Source organism: Streptomyces sp. NBC_00250, assembly GCF_036192275.1.
Lineage (GTDB): Bacteria > Actinomycetota > Actinomycetes > Streptomycetales > Streptomycetaceae > Streptomyces.
Genome location: NZ_CP108088.1, coordinates 5,156,465 through 5,173,107, shown reverse-complemented (window position 1 = coordinate 5,173,107; position 16,643 = coordinate 5,156,465). Strand labels below are relative to the sequence as shown.

Annotated in this window: 13 protein-coding genes; 10 read left to right on the top strand and 3 right to left on the bottom strand. The window is 72.0% G+C overall.

Going from position 1 to position 16,643, the window contains the following annotated elements; all coding sequences use genetic code 11:
- Positions 1-15: 15 nt before the first annotated feature.
- A complete protein-coding gene (gene radA, locus OG259_RS23520; RefSeq protein WP_266893205.1) occupies positions 16-1,419 on the top strand; it encodes a DNA repair protein RadA in 1,404 nt (467 codons plus the stop codon).
- A gap of 458 nt (positions 1,420-1,877) precedes the next feature.
- Complete coding sequence (gene disA / locus OG259_RS23515; protein ID WP_266893207.1) at positions 1,878-3,002, top strand: DNA integrity scanning diadenylate cyclase DisA; 1,125 nt, start codon at positions 1,878-1,880, stop codon at positions 3,000-3,002.
- Between the two features lie 77 nt (positions 3,003-3,079).
- On the opposite strand, the gene OG259_RS23510 is transcribed toward disA, so the two are convergent.
- Entirely contained in the window at positions 3,080-3,943 is an 864-nt protein-coding gene (locus OG259_RS23510; protein ID WP_328944057.1) for a hypothetical protein, read from the bottom strand.
- Positions 3,944-4,190: 247 nt separating this feature from the next.
- On the opposite strand from OG259_RS23510, the gene OG259_RS23505 reads away from it, so the two are divergent.
- The 6 genes from OG259_RS23505 to cseC all read left to right on the top strand — a co-directional run bounded on the left by OG259_RS23505 (position 4,191) and on the right by cseC (position 9,870).
- Complete coding sequence (locus tag OG259_RS23505) at positions 4,191-4,862, top strand: phosphatase PAP2 family protein (protein WP_328944056.1); 672 nt, start codon at positions 4,191-4,193, stop codon at positions 4,860-4,862.
- A 209-nt stretch (positions 4,863-5,071) separates the two neighbouring features.
- Positions 5,072-6,055, top strand: coding sequence for an A/G-specific adenine glycosylase (locus tag OG259_RS23500; protein WP_328944055.1), 984 nt, complete (start codon positions 5,072-5,074; stop codon positions 6,053-6,055).
- 270 nt (positions 6,056-6,325) lie between these two features.
- Complete coding sequence (locus OG259_RS23495) at positions 6,326-6,898, top strand: SigE family RNA polymerase sigma factor (RefSeq protein ID WP_266893215.1); 573 nt, start codon at positions 6,326-6,328, stop codon at positions 6,896-6,898.
- Positions 6,886-7,674, top strand: coding sequence for a hypothetical protein (locus tag OG259_RS23490; protein WP_328944054.1), 789 nt, complete (start codon positions 6,886-6,888; stop codon positions 7,672-7,674). Before OG259_RS23495 ends, OG259_RS23490 begins: the two co-directional genes overlap by 13 nt.
- 133 nt (positions 7,675-7,807) lie before the next feature.
- Positions 7,808-8,509, top strand: coding sequence for a two-component system response regulator CseB (gene cseB / locus OG259_RS23485; protein WP_328944053.1), 702 nt, complete (start codon positions 7,808-7,810; stop codon positions 8,507-8,509).
- A gap of 44 nt (positions 8,510-8,553) precedes the next feature.
- Positions 8,554-9,870 (top strand): two-component system sensor histidine kinase CseC, encoded by a 1,317-nt coding sequence (gene cseC, locus OG259_RS23480; RefSeq protein ID WP_266893221.1) that lies wholly within the window; start codon positions 8,554-8,556, stop codon positions 9,868-9,870.
- 81 nt (positions 9,871-9,951) lie between these two features.
- Here the strand turns inward: cseC and OG259_RS23475 are convergent, their stop codons facing one another.
- A complete protein-coding gene (locus OG259_RS23475) occupies positions 9,952-11,538 on the bottom strand; it encodes an MDR family MFS transporter (RefSeq protein ID WP_328944052.1) in 1,587 nt (528 codons plus the stop codon).
- Positions 11,539-11,639: 101 nt separating this feature from the next.
- Here OG259_RS23475 and OG259_RS23470 point away from each other — a divergent pair, with 101 nt between their 5' ends.
- The gene (locus OG259_RS23470; RefSeq protein WP_328944051.1) at positions 11,640-12,197 is read left to right on the top strand and encodes a TetR/AcrR family transcriptional regulator; all 558 of its coding nucleotides are present in this window, start codon (positions 11,640-11,642) and stop codon (positions 12,195-12,197) included.
- A 52-nt stretch (positions 12,198-12,249) separates the two neighbouring features.
- On the opposite strand, the gene OG259_RS23465 is transcribed toward OG259_RS23470, so the two are convergent.
- Positions 12,250-12,972, bottom strand: coding sequence for a M23 family metallopeptidase (locus OG259_RS23465; RefSeq protein WP_328944050.1), 723 nt, complete (start codon positions 12,970-12,972; stop codon positions 12,250-12,252).
- A 476-nt stretch (positions 12,973-13,448) separates the two neighbouring features.
- Here OG259_RS23465 and OG259_RS23460 point away from each other — a divergent pair, with 476 nt between their 5' ends.
- Positions 13,449-16,619, top strand: a complete 3,171-nt coding sequence (locus OG259_RS23460) for an NACHT domain-containing protein (RefSeq protein WP_328944049.1) — start codon at positions 13,449-13,451, stop codon at positions 16,617-16,619.
- The last annotated feature ends 24 nt before the right edge of the window (positions 16,620-16,643 follow it).

Here is a 16,643-nt window from a genome sequence, read left to right as displayed (position 1 = left end):
GCTACGGTGGGCGACATGGCTGCCCGTACGAAATCGACCAAGGACCGGCCGTCCTACCGCTGCACCGAGTGCGGCTGGCAGACGGCCAAGTGGCTCGGCCGCTGCCCCGAGTGCCAGGCCTGGGGGACGGTCGAGGAGTACGGCGCGCCCGCCGTCCGCACGACCGCGGCGGGCCGGGTCTCCACCGCCGCCGTCCCCATCGGCCAGGTCGACGGCCGGCAGGCGACCGCCCGCTCCACCGGCGTCGACGAGCTGGACCGGGTCCTCGGCGGGGGTCTGGTGCCGGGCGCCGTCGTGCTGCTCGCGGGCGAACCGGGCGTCGGCAAGTCCACGCTCCTGCTCGACGTGGCGGCCAAGGCGGCCAGCGACGAGCACCGCACGCTCTACGTCACCGGCGAGGAGTCCGCGAGCCAGGTCCGACTGCGCGCCGACCGGATCAACGCGCTCAGCGACCATCTCTACCTGGCGGCCGAGACCGACCTGTCGGCCGTCCTCGGGCACCTCGACGCCGTGAAGCCCTCGCTGCTGATCATGGACTCGGTGCAGACCGTCGCCTCCCCCGAGATCGACGGCGCGCCCGGCGGCATGGCCCAGGTCCGCGAGGTCGCGGGCGCGCTCATCCGGGCCTCCAAGGAGCGCGGCATGTCCACGCTCCTCGTCGGCCATGTCACCAAGGACGGGGCCATCGCGGGCCCCCGGCTCCTGGAGCACCTGGTCGACGTCGTCCTGAGCTTCGAGGGCGACCGGCACGCGCGCCTGCGTCTGGTCCGGGGCGTGAAGAACCGGTACGGGGCGACGGACGAGGTCGGCTGCTTCGAGCTGCACGACGAGGGCATCACGGGTCTGGCCGACCCGTCCGGGCTCTTCCTGACCCGGCGTGACGTGGCCGTGCCGGGCACCTGTCTGACGGTCACCCTGGAGGGCCGCCGCCCGCTCGTCGCCGAGGTCCAGTCGCTGACGGTGGACTCCCAGATCCCCTCCCCCCGCCGGACCGTCTCCGGTCTGGAGACCTCCCGTGTCTCGATGATGCTGGCGGTCCTGGAGCAGCGGGGCCGGATCAGCGCGCTGGGCAAGCGGGACATCTACAGCGCGACCGTGGGCGGCGTGCGGCTCACCGAGCCCGCCGCCGACCTGGCGATCGCCCTCGCCCTCGCCTCCGCGGCGAGCGACACCCCGCTGCCGAAGAACCTCGTCGCGATCGGCGAGGTCGGCCTCGCGGGCGAGGTCCGGCGGGTGACCGGCGTCCAGCGACGGCTGGCCGAGGCCCACCGACTGGGCTTCACACACGCGCTGGTCCCCACGGACCCGGGCAAGGTGCCGGCGGGCATGAAGGTGACCGAGGTGGCGGACATGGGCGACGCCCTGCGGGTGCTGCCGCGCAGCCGCCGCGCGAAGGCGCCCGAGGGGGCGGAGAAGTAGCGGAGCCGTAGCGGAAGGGGCGGCCGACCGGCCCGGCGCGGGGACGCGCGCGGGTGGCGCTCGGCCCGCTGCCGGAAGGGACCGGCGAGGCTCGGGTCGCTGGGGGCAGGACCGGCGGGGTGACTCGGACCACTGCGGGCAGGACCTGGACGGTGGTCGACCGGCCCGGCGCGGGGACGCGTGCGGGTGCGGCTCGGCCCGCCTCGGAGAGGGCCGGCAAGGGGCTCGGGGCGCTGTGGGCAGGACCTGGCCGGTGGGTGTCGGGGCGGTCGGTGCGGAATGTTCACACCGTGCGGACGGTTCGCTCCGTACCCTTCGCAAAGACGCGGAGGGTTAGGTCCGTGTCGGGGCGGGGACCCCTTTCGGACCACCGTGATCGATCGGGGGCGGGGGGCGACGGGGTGGTGTCGCTAGACTTTGCCCTGGTCTCGCCCATCCGTACGAGCCGGAGGAGTGCAGTGGCAGCCAAGGACGGGGCATCAGCTCCTGGAAAGTCCGGCGCGGGCTCCGGCAACGAAGCGCTGATGCGCGCCGCCCTGAGCGCCGTCGCGCCGGGCACCGCGCTGCGTGACGGCCTGGAGCGGATCCTCCGCGGCAACACGGGCGGTCTCATCGTGCTGGGCCTGGACAAGACGGTCGACTCGATGTGCACCGGCGGTTTCGTGCTGGACGTCGAGTTCGCCGCCACGCGCCTGCGTGAGCTGTGCAAGCTCGACGGCGCGCTCGTCCTCGACAAGGACATCACCAAGATCCACCGCGCGGGCGTGCAGCTGGTCCCGGACGCCTCCATCCCCACCGAGGAGACCGGCACCCGGCACCGCACGGCGGACCGGGTCTCCAAGCAGTGCAACTTCCCGGTCGTCTCCGTCTCCCAGTCGATGCGTCTGATCGCGCTGTACGTGGACGGCGAGCGACGGGTCCTGGAGGAGTCGGGCACGATCCTGTCCCGCGCCAACCAGGCGCTCGCGACCCTGGAGCGGTACAAGCTCCGGCTCGACGAGGTGGCCGGCACGCTCTCCGCCCTGGAGATCGAGGACCTGGTCACGGTCCGGGACGTCACCGCCGTCGCCCAGCGTCTGGAGATGGTCCGCCGGATCGCCACCGAGATCGCCGAGTACGTGGTCGAGCTCGGTACGGACGGGCGGCTCCTCTCGCTCCAGCTCGACGAGCTGATCGCGGGCGTGGAGCCGGAGCGCGAGCTGGTGATCCGGGACTACGTGCCGGAGCCGACGGCCAAGCGCTCGCGGACGGTGGCGGAGGCGCTCACCGAGCTGGACGCGCTGACCCACACCGAGCTGCTCGAACTTCCGGTCGTGGCGCGTGCGCTGGGCTACAGCGGTTCGCCCGAGACCCTCGACTCGGCGGTCTCGCCGCGCGGCTACCGGCTCCTCGCCAAGGTGCCGAGACTGCCGGGCGCGATCATCGAGCGGCTCGTGGAGCACTTCGGCGGGCTGCAGAAGCTGCTCGCGGCCAGCGTGGACGACCTCCAGACCGTGGACGGCGTCGGCGAGGCCCGCGCCCGCAGCGTGCGCGAGGGTCTGTCCCGGCTGGCGGAGTCCTCGATCCTGGAACGGTACGTCTGATCCGGCAACGAGAGCTGGGCCGGGTCGGAGTCCTGGAATCGGGTTGAGGCCGGAGGCCGGGTGCGAGGTTGGTCCGCTCAGTCCTTGGCGAGGGTGAACGAGGCCGGGAGCACCTTGGTGCCCGGCATCGTCGCCTCCACGAGGTAGGTGCCGGGGCCGGCCGGGCCCTTCGGGGCGGTGGCGCACTGCGGGGCGCTCTGCCCGCGGTCCCACTCCACGGTGTGGGTGACGGTGGCGCCCGCGGGGACGCGCAGCAGGATCGGGTTTCCGGGACGCGGGCAGTCGGCGGAGGACCAGACCTCGTCGTCCTGCTTGTCGCTGATCGTCAGAACCGCGCTGCGGGGCCCGAAGTCGGCCTTGCAGGCGGCGTCCGAGGTGTTCTTGGCGACGAGGTGGAAGCGCGGCTTCTCGCCCGCCTCGTAGCTGACCTTGGCGCTGCGGAGCGTCAACTGCAGCGCTCCGGCGGGGCAGTTCGGGAGCGGGGAGTCGACCGGAACCTGCTGTCCCGCACCGGTGCCCGCTCCTCCGTCGCCGCCCGCGCCGTCCGTGTCGCCGTTCTTGCCGCCGCTGCCGTTTCCGGCGGTCGCGCCCGCGTCCGTACCGGCGGTCGTGCCGGCGTCGGCGCCCGATCCCGGGTCCGTACCGGAGCCGCCCGAACCGCTGTCGCCGCCCGTGGTGTCACCGGAGTCGTCCGACTCGTCGCGGCCGCCGGGCTGTTGACTGATCGCCGGTCCGCTGCCGGAGGGCCCGGGGGTGATCGATGGAGGGGTGGGAGAGGAGCCGTTGACCCCGTCGTTCGCCTTCTTCCCGCCTCCGTCACCGGAGGTGACGGCCCAGACGGCGAGGAGTGCGAGAAGCGCCACCAGGCACGCCGCCACCGCCCTCCGTCGCCAGTAGATGGTGGAGGGAAGCGGCCCGACCGGATTGCGCAAAGATCCCACGACCCGAACCTTACGAGAGATCCGGCCCAACTCCCGCCCCACCCGCCGCCCGAGGCATCAAGTTTTGCCGATGATCACATCCGTCCGTTCCGGGAACTTTTCCCGGGGTCTCGCCCCTGCACCCCCGCAACCCCGTCTGAAACCGGTGGGAACCGGACCGAATCGCAGAACCCCCACTTTCGTCAGGGGTCGTTGTGGCCGTTGGCCCGGGGCGGCGGACTCCGGATTCCGGTTAGCGTCGTCCACCATGAACACCCTCCTCGACCTCTCCGACCGGCTGTACCTCGATGTCGCCGATTTCGCCCACTCCACCCCCCACTGGTTCCAGTGGCTCGCCGAGGTCTGGACCGAGGCCGGACTGCTCTTGTTCGGCGCCCTGTTCCTGGCCGGCTGGTGGCGCTCCCGCGAGGGATCGAGCCGGGCGATGGCGCTCGCGCTGCTCGCTCCGCTCGCCACCGCCTTCGGTTACGTGGTGAGCGAGGCGCTGAAGTCGCTGATCGACGAGGAACGTCCGTGCCGCGCGGTCGTCGGGGCACCCGCCTCGCTCATCACCTGCCCGCCGCACGGCGACTGGTCCTTCCCCAGCAACCACTCGGCGATCGCGGGAGCCGCCGCGATCGCGCTCGCCCTGTCGTGGCGGGGGATCGTCTGGCTGACGGTGCCGATGGCTCTGCTCATGGCGTTCTCCCGGGTCTTCGTCGGCGTGCACTACCCGCACGATGTGACCGTCGGCCTGCTCCTCGGTGGTCTGGTCGCCCTCGTCGTGATGAAGGCGGCGGTCCGGCCGGTGGGCGCTCTCGTGGAGACGGCCCGGTCGAGCCGGAGCTCGGCCGTGGTGTGGTGCGCGGGGCGCGGGCCCCGGACACACGCCCCCTCGCACGCCGAGGCTCCCCGGCGCGCACGCCACGGCGCGTACTGACCGCATCCCTGGGCGATCCGCGCTCCGGCACGCGCGCCGCGGCACGTGAGGCCCCTCTTTCGGCCGTGCGGGCCACCCCCTTGTACGAGCGCCACAGCGCGCGCCGAGGAACCCCGGCGCGCGCACCCCGGCGCGTATCGATCCCACCCTGGCGCCGGTGCCACGGCGCGTGCTGATCTCGTCGTGGACGTGCCAGGATCGTGGGTGCCATGACTTCCATCGACGCTCCCCTCACGCCCGAGTCCCCTGAGGCCCCCGAAGCCGCCGCCCGGGCCTTCGAGGCCGCCGCCGCCTTCGAAGACCCCGCTCTCCCGACGCCCCCCGCCGAGCTGCACGGGCCCGTCCTCGCCTGGTTCGACCGGCACGCCCGCGACCTGCCCTGGCGCCGCCCCGAGGCCGGCGCCTGGGGTGTCATGGTCAGCGAGTTCATGCTCCAGCAGACCCCGGTGGTCCGGGTGCTCCCGGTGTACGAGCAGTGGCTCGCGCGCTGGCCCCGCCCGGCCGACCTGGCCGCCGACGCCCCCGGTGAGGCGGTCCGCGCCTGGGGCCGGCTCGGCTATCCGCGCCGGGCGCTGCGGCTGCACGCGGCGGCCGTCGCCATAAAGGAACGGCACGGCGGCGAGGTACCGAGCGATCACGGGCAGCTGCTCTCGCTGCCCGGCATCGGCGAGTACACGGCGGCGGCGGTGGCCTCCTTCGCGTACGGGCAGCGGCATGCCGTCCTGGACACCAATGTGCGCCGGGTCTTCGCCCGGGCGGCGACCGGCGTCCAGTACCCGCCGAACGCGACGACGGCCGCCGAGCGGCGGCTCGCCCGCGCGCTGCTTCCGGCGGACGAGACGACGGCCTCCCGCTGGGCCGCCGCCTCCATGGAGCTGGGCGCGCTCGTCTGTACGGCGAAGAACGAGGACTGCGGGCGCTGCCCGATCTCCGGGCAGTGCGCCTGGCGGCTCTCGGGGAAGCCGGCGCACGACGGTCCGCCGCGGCGCGGCCAGACGTACGCCGGGACCGACCGACAGGTCAGGGGCCGGCTCCTCGCGGTGCTGCGGGAGTCGAAGGACCCGGTGGCCCAGGCGGTCCTGGACACGGTCTGGGACGAGCCGGTGCAGCGGGCCAGGGCGCTGGACGGCCTGGTCGCGGACGGTCTGGTCGAGCCGCTGGACGACGGGTACTACCGGCTGCCCGTGGCCTGAGGTCCCTCCCGGCCGTCGGCGAAGCGCCACCGGCCGAGAGCCCTCGACCCGGAGCCCTCGACCGAGCACCGCCCCCCGGCCGAGAGCCCCCGACCTGGGGGCCGCGGACGCGGCACCCCTGACGAACCGTCTCCATCCCCGCTGTTACACAACCGATGGGTAGCCGTGCGTCCACCGACGGCTGCCCCGCACAACCCCGTGACAAGCGCTCCGTAGCGTCGTCCACGACACGAGGAACAAAGCTGGTCACGGGGTTCGGAGGCGGTTCGGATGAGGCATGGCGAGGTGCTCGATTTCGAGGAGTACGTACGCACGCGACAGGACGCGCTGCTGCGCAGTGCACGTCGTCTCGTGGCCGACCCCGTCGACGCCCAGGACCTCCTCCAGACGGCCCTCGCCCGTACGTTCGGCCGCTGGGACGGCATCGCCGACAAGTCCCTGGCCGACGCCTACCTCCGCCGGGTCATGATCAACACCCGGACCGAGTGGTGGCGCTCCCGCAAGCTCGAAGAGGTGCCCACCGAGCAGCTGCCCGACGCCTGTGTCGACGACCCGACCGAGCAGCACGCCGACCGGGCCCTCCTCATGGACATCCTGAAGGTGCTCGCGCCGAAGCAGCGCAGCGTCGTCGTCCTGCGCCACTGGGAACAGATGAGCACCGAGGAGACGGCGGCGGCGCTCGGCATGTCGACCGGTACGGTGAAGTCGACGCTCCACCGCGCGCTCGCCCGGCTCCGCCAGGAGCTGGAGAGCCGTGACCTCGACGCCCGGGCTCTGGGGCGGCCCGGGGAGCGGACGAGCGTACGAGGCGACGAACGGGGGCGGGAGCGGTGCGCGGCCTAGACGGCGAAGCCGACGGCAGAAGACACGACGGCATCGGCGGCATCGACGACGGTGCCGGCCCGGGCGGCGACAGCGGTGGCGGCCCCGGCGGCGACGACCGGTACGGAACCGGGCGGCGCCCCCGGCGCCGTACCGCCAAGGCGGCGAGCATCACGGCGACGGCCGGGCTCGTCGCCGTCGGGCTGTCCATGGCCGCCTGCTCCACCGGCGGCACCGGCTCCCGCGACGAGGGCGCGGCCGCCACTCGCGAGGTGGCCGCGGCGGCGCCCACCCCGTCCCCCTCGGCCGGCGACGAGCAGCAGTACGCCGCCGAGCGGGTGGATCCGATCGAGCTGCTCAAGGCCGACCCGAAGATCGACGAGCGGTTCAAGACCGATCTGAAGCCGTGCGTCGCGGACGCGTACCCGGTGGACGCCTCGTACGGGAACCTCACCGACGCGCCCGCGCCGGATGTCGTGGTGAACGTGATGACCTGCGGCGATGCCGTCGGGATCGGTACGTACGTCTACCGGAAGCAGAGCGACCGGTACGAGAACGTGTTCATGGCGGAGGACGCCGCGGTCTACGCCACGATCGACCGGGGCGAACTGGTCGTCACCAAGCAGGTGTACGCGAAGGGCGACCCGGTCGCGTATCCCTCGGGCGAGGACGTGATCACGTATCGCTGGTCGGGGAACAAGTTCACCCAGCACGACTGGGTGCACAACGACTACAGCCGGGCGGTCGGCGACGGCGAGGTCGAGGAGCCCGCGCCGAGCGAGCCCCCCGCCAACTGAGCCGTGACCCCGTACCGCTGAGCCGGCCGTACCGCGAACCCGGCCGTACTCCGAAGCCGGCCGTACTCCTCCGAACGCAGAAGAAGCGCCCCCGCCCGCGGACACGGCGCAGAGACCCGAAGGGCACCGCACGATGGCCGAAACCCATGTCCTGTTCGTCGAGGACGACGACGTCATCCGTGAGGCCACCCAGCTCGCCCTGGAGCGGGACGGCTTCCGGGTCACGGCCATGCCCGACGGGCTCTCCGGCCTGGAAGCCTTCCGGGCGCAGCGGCCGGACATCGCCCTGCTCGACGTGATGCTGCCGGGCATGGACGGGGTCAGCCTCTGCCGCCGGATCCGCGACGAGTCGACGGTGCCGGTGATCATGCTGTCGGCGCGCGCCGACTCGATCGACGTCGTCCTCGGCCTGGAGGCCGGGGCCGACGACTACGTCACCAAGCCCTTCGACGGCTCCGTGCTGATGGCCCGGATCCGCGCCGTGCTGCGCCGCTTCGGGCACGCGGGCGGCGGCGCCGGCGAGCAGGGGGACGAGGGTCCGGACGGCGGCGGGCTCCTCGTCTTCGGCGACCTGGAGGTCGACACCGAGGGCATGGAGGTCCGCAAGGGCGGGGCGCCGGTCGCGCTGACGCCGACCGAGATGCGGCTGCTCCTGGAGTTCTCGTCCGCGCCGGGCACCGTGCTGTCCCGGGACAAGCTCCTGGAGCGGGTCTGGGACTACGGCTGGGGCGGCGACACCCGGGTCGTCGACGTCCATGTGCAGCGGCTGCGCGCCAAGATCGGCCAGGACAGGATCGAGACGGTCCGCGGCTTCGGCTACAAGCTCAAGAGCTAGGGCGGCATGATCCACACGACACCCCCCGAGACGGGCACGTACCGGTGAAGCTGCTCCCCCTCCGTACCGGCGTCCGCTGGAAGATCGCCGTCGCCATCGCGGCGGTCGGCGCGCTGATCGCGGTCACCCTGAGCGTGGTCGTGCACAATGCCGCCCGCATCTCGATGCTCGACAACGCGCGCGAGGTGCAGATGGAGCGGCTGCTCTTCGCCCAGCGGATGTACGAGACGTCGAAGCCGAAGGAGCCGCGCTTCGGCACGAAGATCAACGACCCGTCGTTGCCCGCCCAGCTCGACCAGCTGATGCGGGACAAGCGGCGCGGCACGTACGTGCAGGAGCACCGGCACGGCGGGCCGCCCGACGTGTGGGCCGCGGTGCCGCTCGCCAACGGTGACGTGCTTTCGCTGCACATCCCCTTCGCCGACCGCAGCGCGACGATCATGAACGATCTGGACCGGGCCCTCGTCATCGGCTCGGTCTCGGTGGTCTTCGGCGGCTGCGCGCTGGGCGTGCTCATCGGCGGCCAGCTCTCCCGGCGGCTGCGGAAGGCCGCCGTCGCGGCCGGCCGGGTCGCCCAGGGGAACACGGACGTCCGGGTCAGGGAGGCCGTCGGCGGGGTCGTACGCGACGAGACCGACGACCTGGCGTGGGCGGTCGACGCCCTGACCGACGCGCTCAACGAGCGGATCGAGGCGGAACGGCGGGTCACCGCGGACATCGCGCACGAGCTGCGCACCCCGGTGACCGGGCTGCTCACGGCGGCCGAACTGCTGCCGCCGGGCCGTCCGACCGAGCTCGTACGGGACCGGGCCCAGGCCATGCGGACGCTGGTCGAGGACGTCCTGGAGGTGGCCCGGCTCGACAGCGCGTCGGAGCGGGCGGAACTGCAGGAGATCGCGCTCGGCGAGTTCGTGGAGCGGCGGATGCGGGCCCTCGACCCCGAGGTGGTCGTCCGGGTCGTCCACGACTCCTGGGTGAACACCGACCCGCGGCGCCTGGAGCGCGTCCTGGGCAACCTCCTCGCGAACGCCGCCAAGCACGGCAAGCCGCCGGTGGAGGTCACCGTCGAGGGCCGGGTCGTGCGCGTCCGCGACCACGGTCCCGGTTTCCCGGAGGCGCTGCTCAAGGAGGGGCCGAGCCGGTTCCGTACGGGTACGAGCGACCGCGCGGGTCAGGGCCACGGCCTGGGTCTGACGATCGCGGCGGGCCAGGCGCGGGTCCTCGGCGCCCGGCTGACCTTCCGGAACGTGGCCTCCGAGGCGGCGCCGAACGGGGTGGGCGGCGCGATCGCGGTGCTGTGGCTGCCCGATCACGCGCCGACGAACACGGGAAGCTTCCCGATCCTGCGGCCGGCGGACTGAAGACCGCCGTGGGAGTACGAGGGTGGGGCCGGTCCTTTTCCAGGACCGGCCCCACCCTCGTACGACCGCCTCACCAGATGGTCAGACCGTCTCGGCGACCTTCACCTCGTCGTCGCCCGCGGCGGCCTTCGGGGCCGTCGCGGGACCGGCGCCGCGGAGCGCCACCTCCTTGACGAAGAGGGCGAAGACGAAGGCCAGGACGGAGACCGCACCGGCGAGCAGGAAGGCACCGTGCGTACCCGAGGCCACGGCCTCCTGGTAGGCCTCGCGGAGCGCCGCCGGCAGCTTGGCCAGGCTCGCCGCGTCGAGCTGGGCGGTCCGCTCGGTGAGCCCGGATCCGCCCTGCGTCGCCATCTCGTCCTGGACGCGGCTCGTGAAGAGCGCGCCCATGATCGCGACGCCGAAGGAGGAGCCGAGCGTCCGGAACAGGGTGGTGGAGGACGAGGCGACGCCCATGTCCTTCATCTCGACGCTGTTCTGGGCGACCAGCATGGTGATCTGCATCATGAAGCCCATGCCGGCACCGAGGACGGCCATGTAGATCCCGGAGGTCAGCCGCGAGCTGCCGGTGTCCATCGTGGAGAGCAGGAAGAGGCCGACCGTCATGAGGACGCCGCCCGCGATCGGGAAGATCTTGTACTTGCCGGTGCTGGTGGTGAAGCGGCCGACGACCAGCGAGACGACCATCATCGCGAGCAGCATCGGCAGGAGCAGCAGCCCGGAGTTGGTCGCCGAGGCGCCCTGGACGGACTGCTGGAAGATCGGCAGGTAGAGGACCGCGCCGAACATCACGAAGCCGGTGATGAAGCCGATCAGGGACATCAGGGTGAAGTTGCGGCTGCGGAAGATGTGCAGCGGCATGATCGGGTCCTCGGCCTTGGTCTCCACCCACAGGAAGGCGGCGAGGGCGGCGGCTCCACCGACCGCGAGGCCGACGATGGTCGCCGAGCTCCAGGCGTACTCCGTGCCGCCCCAGGTGGTGACGAGGACGATCGCGGTGATGCCGACGGTCAGGAGTGCGGCACCGAGGAAGTCGATCCGGGTGCCGGTGGCGCGCTGCTTCTTCGGCAGGTGCAGGACGGTGCTGACCATGGCGAGGGCGACGGCGCCGAGGGGCAGGTTGATGTAGAAGGACCAGCGCCAGCCCCAGTGGTCGGTGATGGTGCCGCCGACGAGGGGGCCGCCGATCATGGCGAGGGCCATCACGCCGGCCATCATGCCCTGGTACTTGCCGCGCTCGCGGGGCGGGATGAGGTCGCCGATGATCGCCATCACGCCGACCATCAGGCCACCCGCGCCGAGGCCCTGGATGGTCCGGAAGCCGATGAGCTGGCCCATGTCCTGGGCCATGCCGCTGAGCGCCGAGCCGATCAGGAAGATCACGATCGAGGTGAGGAAGACGCCCTTGCGGCCGAACATGTCGCCGACCTTGCCCCAGAGCGGGGTGGAGGCGGCGGTGGCCAGGGTGTAGGCGGTGACGACCCAGGAGAGGTGCTCCAGGCCGCCGAGCTCGCCGACGATCGTCGGCATCGCCGTGCCGATGATCATGTTGTCCAGCATCGCGAGGAGCATCGCGATCATCAGGGCGAGCAGGACGACGCGGACGCTGCGTGGCTGCGTCTCCGATTCCCCCTGCGCCGGTTTCGCTGTCGCTTGTTGCGTCGTCATGTCAGTCCCTTACTTGCCGCCCGGCTAGTTACTACACTGGGGAAGGTAGACCCGTAACTTGCCGGTCGTCAAGTAAGTTCTTTGGAAAGTGGAGGGCAGTCATGGCCCGAGGCAACACCCGCCAGCGCATCCAGGACGTGGCGCTGGACCTCTTCGCGGAGCAGGGCTACGAGAAGACCTCCCTGCGTGAGATCGCGGAGCGCCTCGACGTCACCAAAGCGGCCCTCTACTACCACTTCAAGACCAAGGAAGACATCCTCGTCGGGATCTTCGAGGACCTGACCCGGCCCATGGACGAGCTGATCACCTGGGCCGAGGAACAGCCCCGCACCCTGGAGACCCGGCAGGAGGTGCTGCGCCGCTACCAGGTGGCGCTGCGCGCGGCGGCCCCGCTCTTCCGCTTCATGCAGGAGAACCAGGCGACGGTCCGCGAGCTCAGCGTCGGCCTCACCTTCAAGGAACGCATGATGGCGCTGACCGGGCTGATCCGGGAGCCGGACTTCGCCATGGTGGACCAGGTGCGCTGCGTCAGCGCGATCTTCACCCTGCACGCGGGCGCGTTCTTCATGCAGAACATCGAGGGCGACCCCGAGGAGAAGCACAGGGCCACCCTCGAGGTCGCCCTCGATCTGCTCAATCAGGCCCACGGGGCCCAGTGAAGTTCGGTCGTACGACTCAGACCACGGCTCAGCGTACGGCTCGGATCGCGGCTCAGATGGAGACGCCGTGGGACCGCAGGAAGGCGGCCGGGTTCACGGCGGAGCCGTAGTTCGGGGTCGTACGGATCTCGAAGTGCAGGTGGGGGCCGGAGGAGTTGCCGGTGTTGCCCGAGAGGGCGATCTGCTGGCCGACGAGGACCTTCTGGCCGATGTGCACCTTGATCTTCGACAGGTGGGCGTACTGCGAGTACGTGCCGTTGGCGTGCTTGATGACGATCGCGTTGCCGTACGCGGGGCCGTCGCCGCCGCCGTTCGGGCCGGCCTTCACGACGGTGCCGCTGCCCGCGGCCTTGACCGGGGTGCCGGTCGGAACGGCGAAGTCCTGGCCGGAGTGCTTGTGGGCCCACATGGCGCCGCCCTGGTTGTAGCTGGCGCTCAGCGTGTACGCGGAGACCGGCTTGACCCAGGACGCGGCCTTCTTGGCGGCGACCGGCTTCACGGCCGCGGCCTTCTTGACCGCGGCGGCCTGCTTGGCGGCCGTGACCTTCGCGGCCGTCGCCTTCGCGGCGGCGGCCTTCACCTGGGCGGCGACGTTCGCCTGGGCGTCGGCCTGGGCGGCGACGGCGGCGGACGCGGTGAGCGCGACCGGGGCGGTGACGGCCTTGCCCTCGGCGGCGAAGGCGGACCCAGCTCCGGTCACCATCGTCGCTCCCAGGCCGGCGGCGGCGAGAGCGACGACGGTGACACGGGCGGCGGGGTTCATGCGCTTCGACATACGGGGGAAACCTCCGGGGAAGTACGGGACCCGACGCGAACGGTGCTCTGCGTCGGGCTTGCTCATCCTTGGTAACCCGGACCCCCATCCAGCCCAAAACACCCCATCTACGACATCAGGTCGTAGCGATCTCCGGGGATGTTCAGCCCTTGACGGCCCCGGGAGTCGCCTTCGAAATCGGACATACCGGCACAAGAGAACCGGTTTATCCGCACGTCGCGGGCGGCCGGAACCGCGCAAAAGGCCGTCCGGCGTCCGGTTCGGGCCCCTCCGGGACCAAGGTCCCGCCGGTTCACTCCTGAACGTCCCGAATCGACACCAAAGGTCGCCACTATTCCGGTTAGTACCCCTCGAAACGCCTGTGCGCCTTGTCACCAGGCACCGGCCCCCAATGGGACCTGGGTCACGCAACCGAGCCACCCGCAGGACCGTCCCGCACTACGCTGACCGCTTCGGGGACCCACGGGGGGACACACATGGAACCGGCACTGATCGGCACGCGCCTCGCTTCGGCCGCCATCGGCCCGATCCTGAAGAAACTGCTGGTCAGCGACGGTCCGGGGGCCGGCCTCACGGGCCGGTCGGAGAAGGTCCGGCTCTCCTCCCTGGTCTCCTTCCGCGGCGAGAAGCGCACGCTGACCGAGAAGGACGTCCGGAAGCTCGCGGGGACGCTGGTCGACCGCTCCCGGGACGGGAACGGCGAGCGCCCCTTCCCCACCGACGAGACCGAGGCCGTCACCGACACCCTCGCCACCACCCTCCTCGCCCTCGGCGACCTGGACATGGACGACGTCCAGGCCGTCGGCCTCGGCCACCACGCCCTCGCCCGCCGCCTGCGCGCGGCGGCCCCCGCCCCGGACGGCCTGTCCACCGACTCGGTCCTCTACCTGGAGTCGATGACGGAGTGGGCCTGCCTCCACATCCTCGACTTCTTCACCCAGCGCTCCACGTTCGTGGCCCGCAGCCTGGTCGAGCAGACCCGCGGGCAGAGCGAGCTCATCGCGAAGACCGACGAGCTGATCCGCCGGACGCCGAGGGCCGACACGGAGGACGCCGCGTTCGAGCGGCGCTACCTGACCCACCTGGCGAAGAAGCACGGCCGCCTGACCATCTACGGAGTGGACCTCCGCGACACCCCGGAGAAGTGGCCGCTCGACGTGGCGTACCTGTCACTGGAGGCGACGGGCGTGGCACCGGCCGCGACGGGCGCGATCAGGGCGTGGCTCGCGGACGAGGTCGCGAGCACGGGGCCGAACGATCGCCCCCGCCCTGAGGCGGGCCTCGCCGACACGGCCGCGCTCGTGGAGCCCGACGCCATGGGGGTCGTGGATATCGGCCCGGCCGCTCTTACGGAGGTCGACCCGGCCGACCCCGGCTTCTCGGCCCTGCTGGCGGCGCTGCAGGCGATGTCGGTCGACCAACGCCGCGCTTTCCACCTCGCCACCGACCGCTTGCTCCGCATGTTCACGGGCGACCGCGCCGACCAGGTCCTCGCCCGCCACGACAAGGTGCTCCTGCGCGGTACGGCCGGCTCCGGCAAGACGACCCTCGTCCAGTGGCTGGCCGTCTCGGCCACCCGCGAGGACCTCGCGGACGACATGGCGTACCTCCGCGGCCGGATCCCCTTCGTCCTCCCCCTCCGCGCCCTCACCCGCCACGGCGAGCGGCTCCCCGCCCCCGAGCGCTTCCTCGCCGCCGTCGACTGCCCGCTCTCCGCGCCCGACGGCTGGGCCGACCGCGTGCTCGCCGCCGGGCGCGGCCTGGTCCTCGTCGACGGCATCGACGAGATCCCCGAGGCCGAGCGCGACCGCGCGCGCCGCTGGCTCCGCGACCTCCTCGACTCCTACGACGGCAACCGCTGGCTCGTGACCTCCCGCCCCACCGCCGTACAGGACGACTGGCTCGCGTCGGACGGCTTCACCGAACTCACGCTCGCCCCGATGTCCGCCTCCGAGGCCGCCACGTTCGTGCGCCGCTGGCACCGGGCCGCCGGACCCGAGGCCGCGCCGTACGAACAGCCCCTTCTCGATGCTCTGCGGACGACGCCTGACGTCGCCCAGCTCGCCACCAACCCCCTGATGTGCGGCCTGATCTGCGCCCTGCACCACGGGCGGCGCGGTTTCCTGCCGCGCGGCCGCAAGGCGCTGTACGACGCGGCGCTCGCGATGCTGCTCTCGCGCCGGGACCGCGAGCGGGACATGGGGACCCCGTACGGGATCGAGCTGGGCGACGCCCCCCAGATCCAGCTGATCCAACGCCTCGCGTACTGGCTGACGCTCAACGGCCGCACGACAATGGACCGTTCGCACGCCGAGTCGGTCGTACGGGAGGCCGTGCCCGCGATCACCGAGGCGGCGGGGTACGACGCCGGCGCGCTCTTCACGCATCTGCTCCACCGCAGCGGTCTGCTGCGCGAACCGACCGCGGACACGGTCGACTTCGTCCACCGCACCTTCCAGGACTACCTCGCGGCAAAGGCCCTCGTGGACCGGTGGGACATCGGCGTCCTCGTCCGGCACGCGGCGGACGACCAGTGGGAGGACGTCATCCGCATGGCCGTCGGGCACGCGCGCCCGCGCGAGTGCGCGGAGATCTTCGACGAGCTCCTGAAGGCGGCGGACGCGGCACCGGACCGCCGCACCCGGCTCCGTGTCCTGGTGGTGGCGGCCACGGCGCTCGACCATGCGACGGAGGTGGCGCCGGAGGTCAGGGAACGGATCCTGGCGCGGACCGCGGAGGTGATTCCACCGCGCGGGGCGGAGGAGGCGCGCGAGCTGGCGTCAGTGGGCCGAGCGGTCCTGGACCTGCTGCCGGGCCCGGAGGATCTGGACCACGAGGCGGCGCTGGATGTGGTGATCACGGCGACGCACATCACCCATGACGCCGCCCTGCCCTACCTCGCCCGGTTCACCGCACATCAGGACCTGCCGGTCCTCTCCCAGCTGATGTGGGGATGGTCCCGGTTCCCGACGACCCCCTACGCGGAGGAGATCATCGCCCGGCTCGACACGCCCCTCCTCGACTTCACGCTCGTCTCCGACGCACAGGCCGCCGAGATCGCACGTCTCGGACTGCGCCCCAAGAACATCGAACTCCGCCCCGGAGTCAGCGCCGACGGCATGGCTCTGCTGCGCCCGACGATCGCCCGGGCCCAGAGCCTGCAGCTCCAGGGGTCCCTCGCCTGGTGCCTGGACGCCCTGCCCGCCGAGAACGAGCTGGAGACCCTCACCCTGATCGGGTACCCCACAGGGGGGCTCTCCTTCCTCCGCCGCCTCACCCACCTCAATGCGCTCGAGTTCTACGGTGCCGTGCCGACCACCCAGGAGGACTGGGGCGTGCTGGCCGACCTGGGCAGGCTCTCGTTCCTCGCGCTGCACGCCGAGGCCGTGAAGGACTTCCCCGAACCACTGCGGCTGCCACGGACGGAAGCCCTCTACGTGAACTGCGACGGCACCACGGCACCCCTGGACGTCATCGCCCGGACCTTCCCCGCCCTGAGCCAACTACGGCTCCTGGGCGACGCCGATGAACGGATCCACGACCTCACCCCCCTCGCGGCCCTGCCGCGGCTCCGCTCCGTCGTGGACTACGGCGCCCGCTTCACCGGCGTCGAGAACCTCGCGCCCACGGTCGAGATCAAGACATGAGCCGACTTCCTTCACCCTCCCCCG